Source organism: Streptosporangium sp. NBC_01639, from assembly GCF_045209755.1.
In the GTDB taxonomy this organism is placed as follows: domain Bacteria; phylum Actinomycetota; class Actinomycetes; order Streptosporangiales; family Streptosporangiaceae; genus Streptosporangium.
Genome location: NZ_CP109272.1, coordinates 8,352,335 through 8,366,720 on the forward strand (window position 1 = coordinate 8,352,335; position 14,386 = coordinate 8,366,720).

At 70.6% G+C, this 14,386-nt stretch carries 7 protein-coding genes and 1 pseudogene; 3 read left to right on the forward strand and 5 right to left on the reverse strand.

The window, feature by feature from the left end:
- Positions 1-20 precede the first annotated feature (20 nt).
- Positions 21-356 (forward strand): annotated as a pseudogene (locus tag OHA77_RS37980) (helix-turn-helix domain-containing protein); the annotation flags it as partial.
- 284 nt (positions 357-640) lie between these two features.
- Here the strand turns inward: OHA77_RS37980 and OHA77_RS37985 are convergent.
- Positions 641-2,584: a primary-amine oxidase gene (locus OHA77_RS37985; protein WP_406313996.1), complete on the reverse strand. Its 1,944-nt coding sequence runs from the start codon at positions 2,582-2,584 to the stop codon at positions 641-643.
- Between the two features lie 346 nt (positions 2,585-2,930).
- Here OHA77_RS37985 and OHA77_RS37990 point away from each other — a divergent pair, with 346 nt between their 5' ends.
- Positions 2,931-3,428, forward strand: coding sequence for a GNAT family N-acetyltransferase (locus OHA77_RS37990; protein ID WP_406313997.1), 498 nt, complete (start codon positions 2,931-2,933; stop codon positions 3,426-3,428).
- A 327-nt stretch (positions 3,429-3,755) separates the two neighbouring features.
- On the opposite strand, the gene OHA77_RS37995 is transcribed toward OHA77_RS37990, so the two are convergent.
- The 4 genes from OHA77_RS37995 to OHA77_RS38010 form a co-directional block, all read right to left on the reverse strand.
- On the reverse strand, positions 3,756-4,883 hold the full coding sequence (locus OHA77_RS37995) for a S1 family peptidase (RefSeq protein ID WP_406313999.1): 1,128 nt from the start codon (positions 4,881-4,883) through the stop codon (positions 3,756-3,758).
- 297 nt (positions 4,884-5,180) lie between these two features.
- Entirely contained in the window at positions 5,181-6,140 is a 960-nt protein-coding gene (locus OHA77_RS38000; protein WP_406314001.1) for a sporulation protein, read from the reverse strand.
- Between the two features lie 172 nt (positions 6,141-6,312).
- Positions 6,313-7,326, reverse strand: a complete 1,014-nt coding sequence (locus OHA77_RS38005; RefSeq protein WP_406314003.1) for a zinc-binding dehydrogenase — start codon at positions 7,324-7,326, stop codon at positions 6,313-6,315.
- A gap of 686 nt (positions 7,327-8,012) precedes the next feature.
- The gene (locus tag OHA77_RS38010) at positions 8,013-10,424 is read right to left on the reverse strand and encodes a M4 family metallopeptidase (RefSeq protein ID WP_326823372.1); all 2,412 of its coding nucleotides are present in this window, start codon (positions 10,422-10,424) and stop codon (positions 8,013-8,015) included.
- Positions 10,425-10,909: 485 nt separating this feature from the next.
- Here OHA77_RS38010 and OHA77_RS38015 point away from each other — a divergent pair, with 485 nt between their 5' ends.
- A complete protein-coding gene (locus OHA77_RS38015; RefSeq protein ID WP_406314004.1) occupies positions 10,910-14,356 on the forward strand; it encodes a phosphodiester glycosidase family protein in 3,447 nt (1,148 codons plus the stop codon).
- Positions 14,357-14,386: the final 30 nt, after the last annotated feature.

Sequence of the window (14,386 nt, forward strand, 5' to 3'; positions counted from 1 at the left end):
GGCCCAGGAGGGGCCTTGCCATGTCGCACCGCAACGCCGCACTGGCTCCGCGCCACCGCCTGAAGGTCGCACGACTCCTCGTCGAGGACGGGTGGCCGATCAGCGAGGTTGCCGCTCGGTTTCAGGTTTCCTGGCCTATCGTGAAGCGACGGGCCGACCGCTATCTCGCCGGCGAGCCCATGCACGACCGCTCGTCACGTCCGAAGTCCTCGCCGAGCAAGACGAGCAAAGCGGTAACCAAGCGATGCGTCAGCCTGCGAATTCGGTTACGGGAAGGTCCGATTCAGCTCGCTACCCGGCTCGGGATCGCGCCGTCGACTGTGCATCGCATCCTTACCACTGCGGGGTTGAGGCGAGGAGTCTCAGCCACATGATCGAGCCGCGGAGGCGGCAACGGATGTGACGGTAACCCCGGTTCACCGGTCCGCTCCTCCTGGCAGGCCGTATTGAGGAGATACTGTCCGATCGACGGGTCAGGCACCTGGCCGCACTCCTGCGGTATCGCCACGGCTACGCCGTAGTCCTTCACCGTGGCCTCCGAGCCCCAGCCGTCAAAACCAGGCCCGAAGTTCTCCGCTCCGTGAGAGCGGAACCGTCGGAGGTATCGCCCGGCCATCGGTACCTGCTCTGTCTCCGCCTCTCAGTCGCCGTGGTGGCAGTGTCCGCCGCCGTGTTCGGCCGTGTCGGCGGGCACGTTCAGCGTGGGGTTGCGGTCGAAGAACCCGTACGGCGTCAACGAGAATCCGGCATAGTCGACCGGCATCACCGGCCAGTCCTCGGGCCGCGGGAAGTGGGTCACGCCGAAGGTGTGCCACAGCACGACGTCCTCACCGTCCAGGGGCCGGTCGCCTGCGAGGTACGCCGGCAGACCGTCGCCGCCCGGGTTCTGGTTGACGAACTCGCCGGCCGGGTACCGCTCCTCGGGCGCGTACCGGGTGATCCACAGTTCCCGGGTGGTGAACGCCGCCCGCGCGGCGATCGACGAGGACGGGTCGGCCAGCAGGGTCGGGTTCTGCTCGGCGTGCAGCACGTAGCCGGTCGGCTGGCCGAGCCGGTTGGTGCGCTCGGTGCTCACCACGTGCCAGGTCCGCCCGACCGAGGCGTCCGCGCTGCGCACCCCTTCGGCCTCGCTCGCGATCCGGGTCCGGGCGTAGCTGAAGGCGTTGCCGTACGGATTCTCCGGCGAGACCGGCACCCGGACCGCGTCGACCTCGTCGACCGCGTTCCGGACGCCGTCGACCATCATGTCGAGGCGGGCGCTGAACAGGTGCTGGTGGAACGGGGCGGCCAGGCCCGGGGCCACCTCACTGGCGTAGGGCCATTCCCGCAGCCCGCGGTAGGCCGAGGTGAAGAGGATGCCGGTGAGCTTGGCCTCGCACTCGATCCTGCCGTCGAGGTAGAGGTACCAGTAGAAGCCGTAGTCGTAGTTGCCGATCGTGGTGAAGAACGAGATCACCAGGCGGCGCTGGCGGCGGACTTCGGCCGAGTTCGGGGTGTAGATGTCGGTGTGCTTCCAGAGCGTGCCGTAGTCCTCCTCGTGCAGGCAGATCGCGTTGGGGATCCGCTGCACGTTGCCGACCTCGTCGGCCAGGTCGACGTCGACGTAGTGGATCTCGCCGAGGCAGTCGCAGCCCAGGGTGAGCGAGTTCGCGAACCGGCCGAAGAGGTATTCGCCGGTGTCGAAGTAGTTCTGCCAGAACCGGACCGGCGCCGGGTCGCCGTACGGCACCACCATCTCGGCGATGGAGGCGCGGTAGACGACCGGCCGGAGTTCGCCGTCGTGGTCGGGGTCGGCGTAGGCCAGCTGGTGGAGCACCAGGCCCTCGCGGGCGTCGAAGCCGAAGTGGAAGGACCAGTTCGCCCAGGTGATCCGGTCGCCCTCGACCTGGAACGACGGACCGTCGGGCTGGGTGATCTCGATGGGTCGCAGGGTCTCCAGCGGTGCCGGGCGCCCCTGCGGGAGATGGAACCTGCTGAGCTCCTCCGGCAGCGGGAAGACACCGATGTCGATGACCTCGATCGCCTTCCTCTCGATCAGGTCGACGTAGGCGCTCAGCCCGTCCACCGGGTGCGCCCAGACGTGAGCGTCGGGATCGGGCGCGGCGAAGCAGAGCACCCGGATGATCCGCCTGCCCTCCTCGCCGGGCAGGTCGAAGGCGCCGGCCGACAGCGGCGCGCATGTCACCTGCTCCGTGGTCAGGCCGCGCTTGGCCAGCGCGTCCGCCCAGGCCGGATCCTGGGCGAGGATCCCGTCGACCGACATGAACTCCTCGACCAGGATCGGCATCCCGCCATGGGAGCCGTCGACGTCGACGATCGCGGCCACCGCGCCGGCGGTGAGGTCGACGGTCACGTCCCGGGCGTCGCCGGTCGCGGTATCGAGCAGCAGCACCCGCGCCCGGCGGTCGGGCCTCGGCCCGGTGCCGGCCTGGAACGTGAGCACCTCCTGCTTGTGCGGTTCGAGCAGGCCGACGTAGACGAAGCGGACGCTTTCGCCGGCCAGTCCGGCCTCGCGTACCAGGGCGGCGGTCCGCTCGATCTCGGTCGCGGTGAGGCTGGAAACCGGGGTGGGCAGGGTGGTCATGGGATCCTCTCTCGGATGGGTCGGCGTCGAGCCGCTCGACCGGATGCTGTTCACCGCATCCCCTGACCCGGCGGAAGGCGGCTGGGTGCCGCTCACCGCTCATCTTCTTCTATTTGCCGACATCCGCCAGGTCTACAGACTGTCCGGAAGCGGACACTTTGAGTAATGGACGGGGTATGCCGCCACCGACTGCTGCCCGGCCCTGTAATGGGCCGGGAGGTGGTCCTCCGTGAGCTCTGCCGCCTCGGGCCCGGGGGTGGGCACGGCCTCCGGATCCGGAGCTGTCAAGATTCTCGGGTGGCCGCAACGGCTCGGGTGGCCGTGGCAGGGAGACGGGAGATTTCACATGACCGCATCCGCGGATCGGACCGACGTGATCGTTGTCAGGTCGGTCGGCTGGGACGACGCCGCGGCTGTCGCGCTGCGCGATGCGATGGAGGAGGAGATGAGCGCCCGGTACGCCGACCGGCTCGCCTCGAAGCCGGACTACCTGCCCCGGGGCATGAACGTCGAGTCCGATTCCGTCGCCTACACCGGGGTCGCCTACGCCGGCCCGGACCTACCGGTCGGCCACGTCGCGCTGCGCAGGCTCGGCGTCGATCTGGAGATCAAGCGGATGTACGTGGCCCCGTCCCATCGGGGCGCGGGTGTGGCGCGCGCGCTGCTGGCGGCGGCCGAGGACGCGGCCCGAGCGCTCGGGGCGGTGCGGGTCATCCTGCAGACCGGAGACCGTCAGCCGGACGCCGTGCGGGTGTACGAGCGGGAGGGATACGCCTTCATCCCGCTCTTCGCTCCCTATGAGCGGCTTGAGGGGTCGCACTGTTTCGAGAAGCCGCTGGTCTGAACCGCGCACGGTGTGCCGGACCCGGTCCGGTGCCGAAGTCTCCGCGGAGTCTGGTGCCGGGGTCTCCGCGGACGGCGACCCGGGGAGCGGGCACCCTCCGGGTGCAGACGTCGAGCCCCTTCCGGCGGATCCGCGTGCGGACCCTCCGGAAGGGGCTCTCGGGTCGTCAGGGCTCTCGTCGGTGACCGGCAGGACGGCCTTGGGGGCCGCCGTGGGTCGCATCGGAGCCGATGACGGGACGGTTGATCTCCGGGTTCCCCGGCCCCTGGGGGGTGCCCGTCGTGACGGGGTGCTGGCTCGTCACGACGGGGGAGGCGGGGAGGGCGATCAGCCGACGGTCAGGGTCAGCCCGTAGGCGGACAGGATCTCGTTGACCGGCTGGTGGTACGTCGTGCCGCCGGAGGAGCAGTTGCCGGAGCCGCCCGAGGTCACGCCCTGGGCCTGGCTGCCGGAGATGAACGACCCGCCGGAGTCGCCCGGCTCGGCGCACACGGTGGTACGGGTCAGGCCGCTCACCGAGCCCTGCGAGTAGTACACGGTGGCGTTGTGCTGCTGGATGACGCCGCAGTGCCAGCCGGTGGTGGAGCCGGAGCGGCAGATGGAGGAGCCGACCACGGCCTGGGTGGAACCGCGCACGATCACGTTGGCGCCGCCGGAACCCCGCACCCACGGCCTGGGGGTGTTGCCGGGAGCGGCGACCCACGCGTAGTCGTTGCCGGGGAACGAGGAGCCCTGGAAGGTGCCGGTCGGGGTGGTGGTGGGGTAGCCGGCCCTGCCGCAGTGGCCCGCGGTGACGAAGCCGGGGGTGCTTCCCCGCGTGACGGAGAAGCCGATGCTGCAGCGGGTGTTGCCGTTGATGTAGTAGGCCCGGCCGCCGATGATGTCGATGAAGGGCTGAGGCCGTTCGGCGGAGGCCACCACGCGGACGGTGTTCTTGTCCACGCCGGCGGCTGCGACGAGCGCCTCGCCCGCCGCCTGCTGGGCGGCCAGGATCACGACGCTGTTGGTCGGGGTGTCGACATACCAGAGGGACGCGCCCGCCTTCGCCTGTTCCGGCGCCTGGTCGAGCCTGTCCTTGACGGCGTTGAGCTCCGCTAGGGTCCGGCTGACGACCACCGGCTGGGCACCCTTGGCCCGGATGGCGTCGGCCGCGGCGGCGTCGCTGGTGGCGACCATGAGCTGGGAGGCGTCGCCGTTGAGCCAGGCGCCGCCGTATGCGGCGCCGAGCTTGCCGCTCAGGGCCGACTCCGTGGTCACCGCGCGTTCCTCGTTTGCCAGCCGGGTGACGGCCTGTTCGGCGGTGAGGCCGAGGTCACGCTGCATGGCGTCGATGACCGAAGGGGACGGGGGCTTGGGGGCGAGGGGGGCGGGCGCGGCGTTCGCGGGTGCCGCGCCGACGGCCAGGAACAGCGCCACGGTGGCGGCGCCGGCCAGAAGAGAACCTCGACTTAACATGCACACTCCTTGTGGGGGGTGCTGTCAAGGTATTGGCCGTACGGCTCCAGGGGATGTGGCAAAAATCCCCTATCGCGGTGTTATGGGTCTTGGTTGTCATGGGGACAAGGCCGCCACGGGCCTCCCGACCAGGGCGGCGGGTGCGTGCGCGGGGCGCCCGGCCACGCTCGCGGCCGGCCCGCCGAGGGCGCGGGACGGGGAACGGGGGACGGGAACGGGGACAGGGGACGGGGACGCGGGACGCCGCGGAGAACGCCGGCGGGCGGGCCGCTCCCCGGGGAGCGGCCCGCCCGCTTGTCACTCCTCTTCCTCGTCGCCCTCGAAGAAGTCACCGATCTCGTCGACCACCTCGGCGGCCACGAACCCGCCGGCGGCGCCCGCGGCTCCGGCCGCCAGGACCGCGCCCATGCCGGGCCCGCCGTGGTGACCGCCATGACCGTGGTGGTCGTGGTGACCTCCGTATGAGGCGCCGTAGGACGAGCCGTGCCGATCCGTGGTCAGGCTGTCCAGCCAGGCGGTGATCTCGGCGGCCCAGTCCATCTGGAGGGCCTGCTCGTGGGTCACCTGGAAACGCCCGAAGGAGTCGTGGCCCGCACCGTGCCCGCCGCGTTTGTCGGCCTCCAGGATGACGTCCAGCCTGCCGGCGTCGGCCACGAAGGTCAGCTCGACCTCGTTGACCCGGCCCGCGTACTGCGGGGGCGGATAGAACTCGATCTCCTGGTAGAAAGGCAGCCGCTGCTGCACGCCGTACAGGTGACCGGACTCCAGGTCGGCGCTCCTGAAGTGGAAGCCGAGCCGGGAGAAGGCCGTCAGGACGGCCTCCTGGGAGGGCAGGGCCGCCACGGAGAAGGGGTCGAGGTCGCCCTTGTCGACCGCTTTGGCGATCGCCAGTTCGGTGCGTACCCCCATGGCCATGCCGTTCAACGGCTGCCCCTGGACCTCGGTGAGCGGCGTCTCCCAGGGCACCGGCACGCGGAACGGGAGGGTGCGCTCCTCGCCGGTCCCCAGGGTGAACGGGCCGGAGACCTGGGCGCGGAAGAACTCTCCGAGACCACTGTGTTCGCCCTCGCTGTGCTCCGTCTCGATCCTGGTGACCAGCCCCAGGCTGATGTGCTCGACCTCCGCCTCGAAATCGCCGCCCTTGATCCTGACCTCACCGGTCAGGAACCCGCCGGGTGACACGCGTGCCACGGCCAGGACGGTGTCCACTGAGGGACCTCCGACGCCGAAGGCTCCCAGCAGCCGTTTGAAGACCACGGATACCTCTCTCCCGTTGTGGTGATGTTAACCACAACGGCGAACGACCGGCCGCGGCCCTCGGTTCCCCGGATCACCTGGGAAAGGGCGGCTGCGGAGATCGTTTACCGTGCGTTCGGGGCATGGTGTCGATCTTTTAACGAGAGGTGGGGATTCCCGGGCGCGGGGCGGGTCACAGGCGCGGGTCCACGTGGATTTTGGGGCCCGGACCCGAACCGGCGGGACGCGACCCCGCCAGGACATCGCCCACGCCGTCCAGCCCGACGGTGGCGGCCACGAGAGGGCGCGGATCCACCGCCCCCGAGGCGTAGTGCCGGATCGCGCCTGCCAGCCCGGCCGAACCGCTCAGGATTCCGACGGCGGTGACGTCTTTGAGCACCATCGTCCGGGTGTCGACGGTGCTGGGAGTCGCCGCCAGGCCGATGTAGACCACCCGTCTGCCCGGCTCCACCAGGTCAAGGGCGCGGGTGGGAAGATCGGGGGAGGTCGCGGCGTCGATGACGGCGTCGAAGGCGAGGGCGGGAAGCCGTTCGCCGGTCCACGCGCCGTGCACCCCGAGCGTCCGGGCGAACTCCAGGGACGGCTCCGATAGTCCCAGCACGTGCACCTCCGCCCCGAGGGCGAGTGCGAATCCGGCTGCGAGCAGACCGATCGTGCCCGGGCCGAGCACCAGCACCCTGGCCCCCGGTCCGAGGGCGGCGCCCTCGACGGCCCGCAGCGCGTTGCCGCCCGGCTCGACCAGGGCACCGGCCACCGCGTCGACCGTGTCCGGCAGCGCGTGCAGTGCCGTGACCGGGACCAGCAACTGCTCGGCCAGGGCGCCGGGCCATCCGCCGCGGATGCCGATCTCGAAACGGTCCTCGCACACGTGCTGCAGCCCGGTGAGGCAGCGGCGGCACCGGCCGCAGCCGAGCATGGTGTCTCCCGTGGTCCGCCGGCCGATCCAGCTCCGGTCGACACCGTCGCCGACGGCCGAGACGGTCCCGCACCACTCATGCCCGATGCGCATCGGGTAGTGGGCGTGACCCCGGCGCAGGTAGTCCATCTCGCCGGAGAAGAACTCGGCGTCGGTGCCGCACACCCCGGCCCGCTCCACGTCGACGACGACCTGGCCGGCTCCCGGGACCGGTGGCTCGACCTCGCACACCGCGGACCGGCGCGGGCCGGTGACGACAAACGCTCGCACGCTCAGCCTTCCAGAGGAACACGGGGCACAGCAGGCCGGCGTGCCCATGCCGGGCCCCGTCCGCCCGGGTGGTGCGGCCACGGCGCCGCCGCGGAGGGATGACTCAAAACACTAGAGCAACGTTCGGAGAGAGGAGGGACGGGGTGGCCGGGCCGACGCGCCACGACCGGGCCGACGCGCCACTGCCGGCCTGACGAACTACGGCCGGTCCGACGAACTACGGCCGGTCCGACGAACTACGGTTGGACCGGCGGGCTCGGCCGATGAGCCACGGCCGGTCCGGCGGGCTCGGCCGCGTGTGTACCGACGGCTTGGATCAAGCGAAACGCGAGGCGGACTCCCGCCGTATCGGGGGTGATTCCGATGCCGTCATACTTCTGGAGTATGCCCTTCGTGTGATGGTTCGATATCGGGTGACGGCGTTATATGTGAAAGCTGCCAGTCAAGGCCCGATGAGTCGGAGCGGCACGATTCAAGGTGCCATTCCATTGGCGGAGCTTGCTGTTTGTTCTCTTCGGATGATTTTCGCGCTGCGACATACCGACTTCCAGGTCGATCGGCACCGACAGGTGAAATCAGTGAGATCTTCACAGTGAATACCACCTCCGGTCCGCCGTCGGCGGGCACCCTCCGCATGGGGCGGCCCCGGCTCCTGGTGGGAGCCGGGGCCGCGGCCGGACCGGGGGTCAGGACGTAGTGATCTTCACGTCGTCGACTCCGGCCTCGATGAGGCTCGCCGTCGAGGTGTCGGCGGCCTCGATCAGCAGGCGGACGGACTGCCCGGCGTAGCCGGACAGGTTGACGGTGGCGGTCTGCCAGGCTCCGGCCCGGTTGGAGGCGGCGCCGAGCTGCTGGAACACCACGGTGCTCGTCGTACCGGACACCACGCGGACCCGGAAGTAGTCGCCGCTGCCGGCGTTGTTGAGATGGGCGAGATACCAGGAGAGCGACAGCGTCAGCGTGCCGCTGGGAAGTGCGATCTCCGGTGAGCGGATGCTCGTCAGGCCGCCGTCGACGTCGTAGTCGCCCGCGGCGGTGCCCGCCAGTCGGCCGGTGACCAGCCCGTTGGTCCCGCTGACGGTGGTGCCGAGCTGCAGGCCCGTCCCGGCGGAGGTGGTCGCGGCGGGGTCGCCGCGCTCCCATGCCCCGCTCGTGGCGGTGTCGGTGCCGCTCGCGTTCGTGGTCCAGCCGAGAGCGGTCTCGAAGGTGTCGTTGAAGACGACGTTGCCCGCCGTGCCGACGGTGAGGGTGAAGGTGGCCGTCCTGTCGACGCTGGCCCCGTCACCTGTGACGATCACGTTGTACGTGCCGGACGCGGTGCCCGCCGGAACCGAGATCGTCAGGGTGGAGGAGGCGCCGGAGGTCACCGAGGCCGGGCTGAAGGCGGCGGTGGCGCCCGAGGGCAGGCCGGACGCCGAGAACGTCACGCTCTGCGCGCTGCCCGAGGTCGTCGTCGTGCCGACGGTCGTGGTCGCCTGCTGGCCGGGCTGTACGTTCGCCGACGTCGGGCTGAGCGTCAGGGAGAAGTCGTTGCCCGCAGAGCACGAGGTGGGCTCGCCCGTCGCCGCCGGGACGTTGACCGCCGCCCAGGCCGCCTTGGTCGTGTTGAACTCGGCGCAGGAGCCGGGGAAGAGCTGGATCGCGGCCTCCAGCGACGCCTTGCGGACGAGCAGGTGGGTCCAGGCCGTGGTCTTGCGCTGCAGCGCGCCCATGAAGATCTGGCCGGCCTTCTGGATGCCGACCCCGGTGACGGTGGAGCTGTTGCAGGTCGGGCTGACCGGCTGGCCGTTGGTCGGGTTGGTGCCCTGGGAGAGCAGGTAGAACCAGTGGTTCTGGACGCCGGCTCCCGCGTGCACCTCCAGGTTCGGCACCGAGGAGGAGTAGCAGTCGGGGTGGCCGGAGATCTGCGACGGCTTGTGCATGTAGCGGATCGGCCCGTTGCCCACCAGGTTGACCTCCTCGCCCACGCTGAGGTCCGGCGGGTCGTACTGGGCCGGCTCGTTGGCGTAGAACTCGGTCAGCGCGCCGAAGATGTCGCCGGTGGACTCGTTGAGCCCGCCCTTCTCGTTGCTGCCGGTCGAACCGCCGGGCGTGGTCTGGAAGATGGCGTGACCGAACTCGTGGGCCACCACGTCGATCGGGGTCGCCTGGCGCTGGTTGTCCTGCGAGCGGCCGAAGTTGGTGTAGCTGCCGTTCCAGTAGGCGTTGACGTCGGAGAGACCGACCCTGGCGGGGAAGCCGCCTCCGGTGCCGTTGATGCCGTTGCGGCCGAGCCACGCGCTCAGCATGTCCCATTCCTTGCCCGCCGCATAGAGCGCGTCGACGCAGGCGGTCTCCAGGTTGGTGCCTGTGGCGTTGCCCCAGCTGTCGTCAGGCCCGGTGTAGGCGGTGCCGCCCTGACCGCCGCAGCGCAGGCCCGAGCGGGCCGGGTCGGTCATGGAGTACGTCGAACCTGACAGGGTGGTGCCGATGGTGACCGGGCCGTTGTAGTAGCTCGACCCCTGGCCCTCCTTGACCTCGTCGGACTTCTCGGCGATCTCGCCGGTCAGGGCGTCGACGAAGACGTGGAGCTTGCTCTCGTGCCCGTTGTCCGTGCCGTGCACGACGACCTCGTAGGCGAGCCGTCCGGAGCCTTCGGCCATCACCGACAGCTTCGGTTCGGACACCTCGGCCGTATCGGTGATCTCGGCCTTGGCGATCTCCGCGGCCTGCTGCGCGTCGATCTTCGGAGTGGTCGCGACGTTCAGGGTCTCGGTCTGGGCGATCGACGTGCTCAGCACGCCGCCACTGGGGTTGGTGACGACGACGAAGTCACCGCCGTAGACCGGCAGGCCGGAGTAGGTGCGGGTGTAGGAGACGTAGGTGAGGCCTCCCTTGCCCGCGATGGAGCTGTGACGCTGGAAGCGATCCTTGTCCGAGGCCCGGAGGAGAGCCGGTTCGGCTTCGACCATGCGGTCGGCGGACTGCGCGGGGGAGTCGGGGGGTGCGATCGACGGGGCGAGGACGGTCAGCCCGGCGGCTCCCGCCGATGCGGTCGACAGTGCCACGAGCATGCTTGTCGCCGTGGTCACTAGCGCAAACGCGACAGAGCGTTTCACGCGGTGCTCCTTCTGATGAGCGACGGCCACGAGTTCTTTGAGGGGGTGATCGTGGTCCGCCGAACTGCCTGGGGGCGAGACTCATCGGCATGTTCACGTACGCCGCGCGCCTGCGATGGTGAAACGCCGAAGGGGGAGACTCGCCGGTAATGGTGGGGCTGAGAGGAATTTGATGCCATACAAGGGGAGTCGTCAATATACTTGTCAATAATGTGAAATTCACAGTTTGCTGTGAATTGCTGGATTTAGCACACAATGCCTGTTCAGTACGGCGGAGCCCCGGGTGGGCGGCCGTCCGGAGGGGGCGACGAAGTTCCCCCCGAGGGCCCGGAGGCCCGGCGGCGGCCAGGCCGGACCGGGAGCCGTTCGGGAAACTCGTTCCGGAGTCCGGTCGCCGCCGCGCCGTGGTCTCAGGGGGATGAAGTTTTCTTTTAGGACACCTTTACGTCTTGAAACTTGTAACCAGTGCGCGATTGAGTTCGCTGGTGCCCCCAAGTCACCGATCCCACATCGTGGCCACGGCCCTGCTCGCCCCGCTGCTCGCGTTCAGCGCGGCGGCGCCCGCCCAGGCCGATCCGTCGCCGTCGCCGTCGCCGGCGCGGCCACCGCAGACCCTCGTAGAGGACGCGCCGCAGGCGTCGTCCTACCTGGCCCCCTCCACGCTGCTCGTCGCCCCCGGCGCGCGGCAGTTGGAGACGGCCAAGAAGACCCGGCCCGTCGCGCCGGGAATCACCCTCACCTCCTTCGACCGCTACGACAGCGCGGGCTGGCTGCGTGCCGACGCGATCGCCGCCGACCTCTCGGCCGGCGCGAGCGCCGACTACGTCTACTCCGGCGAGGTGTCGAAGACCGAGCCGCTGTCCGGGCCGGCGAAGCGGTCCCGGGCCGTCGCCGCCGTCAACGGCGACTTCTTCGACATCAACAACTCCGGCGCGGCCCAGGGCATCGGCATCCGCGCCGGAGACCTCGTCCAGTCTCCGACCGCGGGCCATAACAACGCCGTCGCGGTCACCGCCGACGGAGTCGGACGGGTGCTGCGAATGTACTTCGACGGCACCGCGACACCCGCCGGTGGTGCCCCGATCACGCTGACCCAGTTCAACCAGCTCATCCAGACGGGCGGCGTCGGCCTGTTCACCTCCCTGTGGGGCTCCTACGACCGCGGTCGCGCGGTCGCGGGCGCGACGGCGGTCACCGAGGTCGAGCTCCGGGACGGCGCGGTCACCGAGGTGCGCGCCGCCGCGGGCAGCGGTCCCATCCCGGCGGGTACGACGATCATGCTCGGCCGGGACGCCGGCGCGGCCGCGCTGGCCGCGCTGAAGCCCGGCGACCGCGTCGAGGTGAAGTACCAGCCGAAATCCGACGGTGACGGCGGCGCGGTCAAGGCCGCCGTCGGCGGAAACCAGATCCTCGTCAAGGACGGTGTCGCGCAGACCTCGGCCGACAACACCGCCGCCCCGCGCACCGGTGTCGGGTTCTCCGCCGACGGCCGCACGATGTACCTGCTGACCGTCGACGGCCGGCAGACCGACAGCAGGGGGGTCACGCTCACCGAACTGGGAGCGATGATGGCCGAGCTCGGCGCGCGCAACGCGCTGAACCTCGACGGCGGCGGCTCCTCGACGATGCTCGCCCGCGAACCCGGCTCCGCCGACGTCCAGGTGGAGAACAGCCCCTCCGACGGCGGGGAACGGCACGTCCCCAACGGCCTCGCGCTCTACGCCCCCACCGGCAGCGGAAAGCTCAAGGGCTTCTGGCTGGAGACGGCCGGCGACCCGGCGAAGGCGCCGGGCACCGGCCCGGTCGCCGGCGGCCGTCCCGACCGGGTGTTCCCGGGGCTCACCCGCAAGCTCACCGCGGCCGGCTACGACGAGACCTACGGTCCCGCGGCGGGCGACCCGTCATGGCGGTCCAGCCAGGCGGCGCACGGGATCGTCGGCCGCGACGGAACCTTCCGCGGCCTGCTGCCCGGACAGACGACCGTCACGGCCTCGCGCGGGAACGCCAAGGGCGAGATCGCTCTCACCGTCCTGCAGCCCCTCGCGAGTCTGGGCGCGACCACCGACCGGGTCGGCCTGGCGGGCGCGGACGCCACGGGCACGTTCGGCGTGGTCGGCTACGACCGCAACGGCAACTCCGCTCCCGTCGAACCCTCCGACGTGCGTCTCGACTACGACCGGGACCTGCTCGACGTCACCCCCTCCGAGCACGGCTTCTACACGGTGAAGGCGAAGAAGGCGACCGGCTCGGCGCTGGTGACCGCGAAGGTCGGCGGTTCCAGCACGGCCGTACCGGTGACCGTCGGATACGAGGACGTCCCGGTCGCCGACTTCGAGAACGCGGCGTCGTGGACGTTCGCCACCGCGCGTGCCACGGGCTCGCTGTCGGCGACTCCGGGCCAGAGCGGCGGCGGGCTGAAGCTCGCCTACGACTTCACGCAGTCGACGGCCACCCGGGCGGCCTACGCCAGCCCGCCCCAGCAGATCACGGTGCCGGGACAGCCCCAGGCGTTCGGCCTCTGGATCAACTCCACCGGCAAGGGCGAGTGGCCGAGCCTGGAGTTCTACGACGCCCAAGGGCAGTCGCAGATCCTCCGCGGGCCGTACCTCACCTGGACGGGCTGGAAGTTCGTCGAGTTCACGGTGCCGCCGGGGGTGAGCTACCCGCTGAGGCTCCGCCGCTTCTACGTCGCCGAGACGGCGGCCGACCACCAGTACAACGGGGAGATCGCCATCGACGGGCTCGTCGCCAAGGTGCCGCCCTCGGTGGCCACCCCGGCCGCCCCGAAGACGGCCGACCCGGTGGTCCGTACGGGGAGCGAGGTCGCCACGGCGCCGTGGCGGTTCGCGGTCATGTCCGACGCGCAGTTCGTGGCACGTGACCCCGGCAGCGACATCGTCGCCAACGCCCGCCGCACCCTGCGGGAGATCAGGGCGGCCAAGCCTGATTTCCTGGTCATCAACGGCGACCTCGTCGACGAGGCGTCACCGGAGGACTTCGCGCTCGCCAAGCGGATCCTGGACGAGGAGCTCCACGGCGAGGTGCCCGTCCACTACGTGCCGGGCAACCACGAGGTCATGGGTGGGAAGATCGACAACTTCACCGCGGTCTTCGGTGCCACCTACGGTGGCTTCGACCACAAGGGCACCCGTTTCGTCACCCTCGACACCTCGCGGCTGAGCCTGCGGGGCGGCGGGTTCGACCAGGTGGCCATGGTGCGCGACCGTCTCGACGCGGCGGCCGACGATCCGTCGATCGGCTCGGTCGCCGTCCTGTTCCACGTGCCGCCGCGCGACCCGACGCCCGGCAAGGGCAGCCAGCTCGGCGACCGCAAGGAGGCCGCGCTGGTCGAGGGCTGGCTCGCCGACTTCCAGCGCACCACCGGTAAGGGAGCCGCCTACATCGGCGGCCACGTCGGGACCTTCCACGCCTCACGGGTCGACGCCGTGCCGTACTTCATCAACGGGAACTCCGGTAAGAACCCGGCGACGGCGGCCGACGACGGCGGCTTCACCGGCTGGTCCCTGTGGGGGGTCGACCCGGTGACGGAGAAGGAGGCCGCACAGGTCCGGCGCGACTGGTTCCGTGACGCGCCGGTCTGGATCGGTGCGCAGGTCCGCCCGCACGTCGACGAGCTGACACTCACCGTGCCCGGTTCGGTGGAGGTCGGCAGGCAGGGCCACGTCTCCGCGACCCTGACGCAGGCGGGCCGTACGGTGCCTGTCGCCTACCCCGTCTCGGCCGACTGGTCGGGCTCGCCGAACCTCCACATCGGCACCCGTGCCGGAGCGAAGCCCCGGCACGCGGCGGTGCTGGACCCGGCGACCGGAACCCTCACGGTGCTCCGTCCCGGGCAGGTCACCGTCGCGGTCACCGTCAACGGCGTCACCCGTCAGGTGACGGTCGCGCTGTCGGCGCGCTCGGCGGCCTGATCCCCTGAGATGGCCCCGCACGCGGGTGCG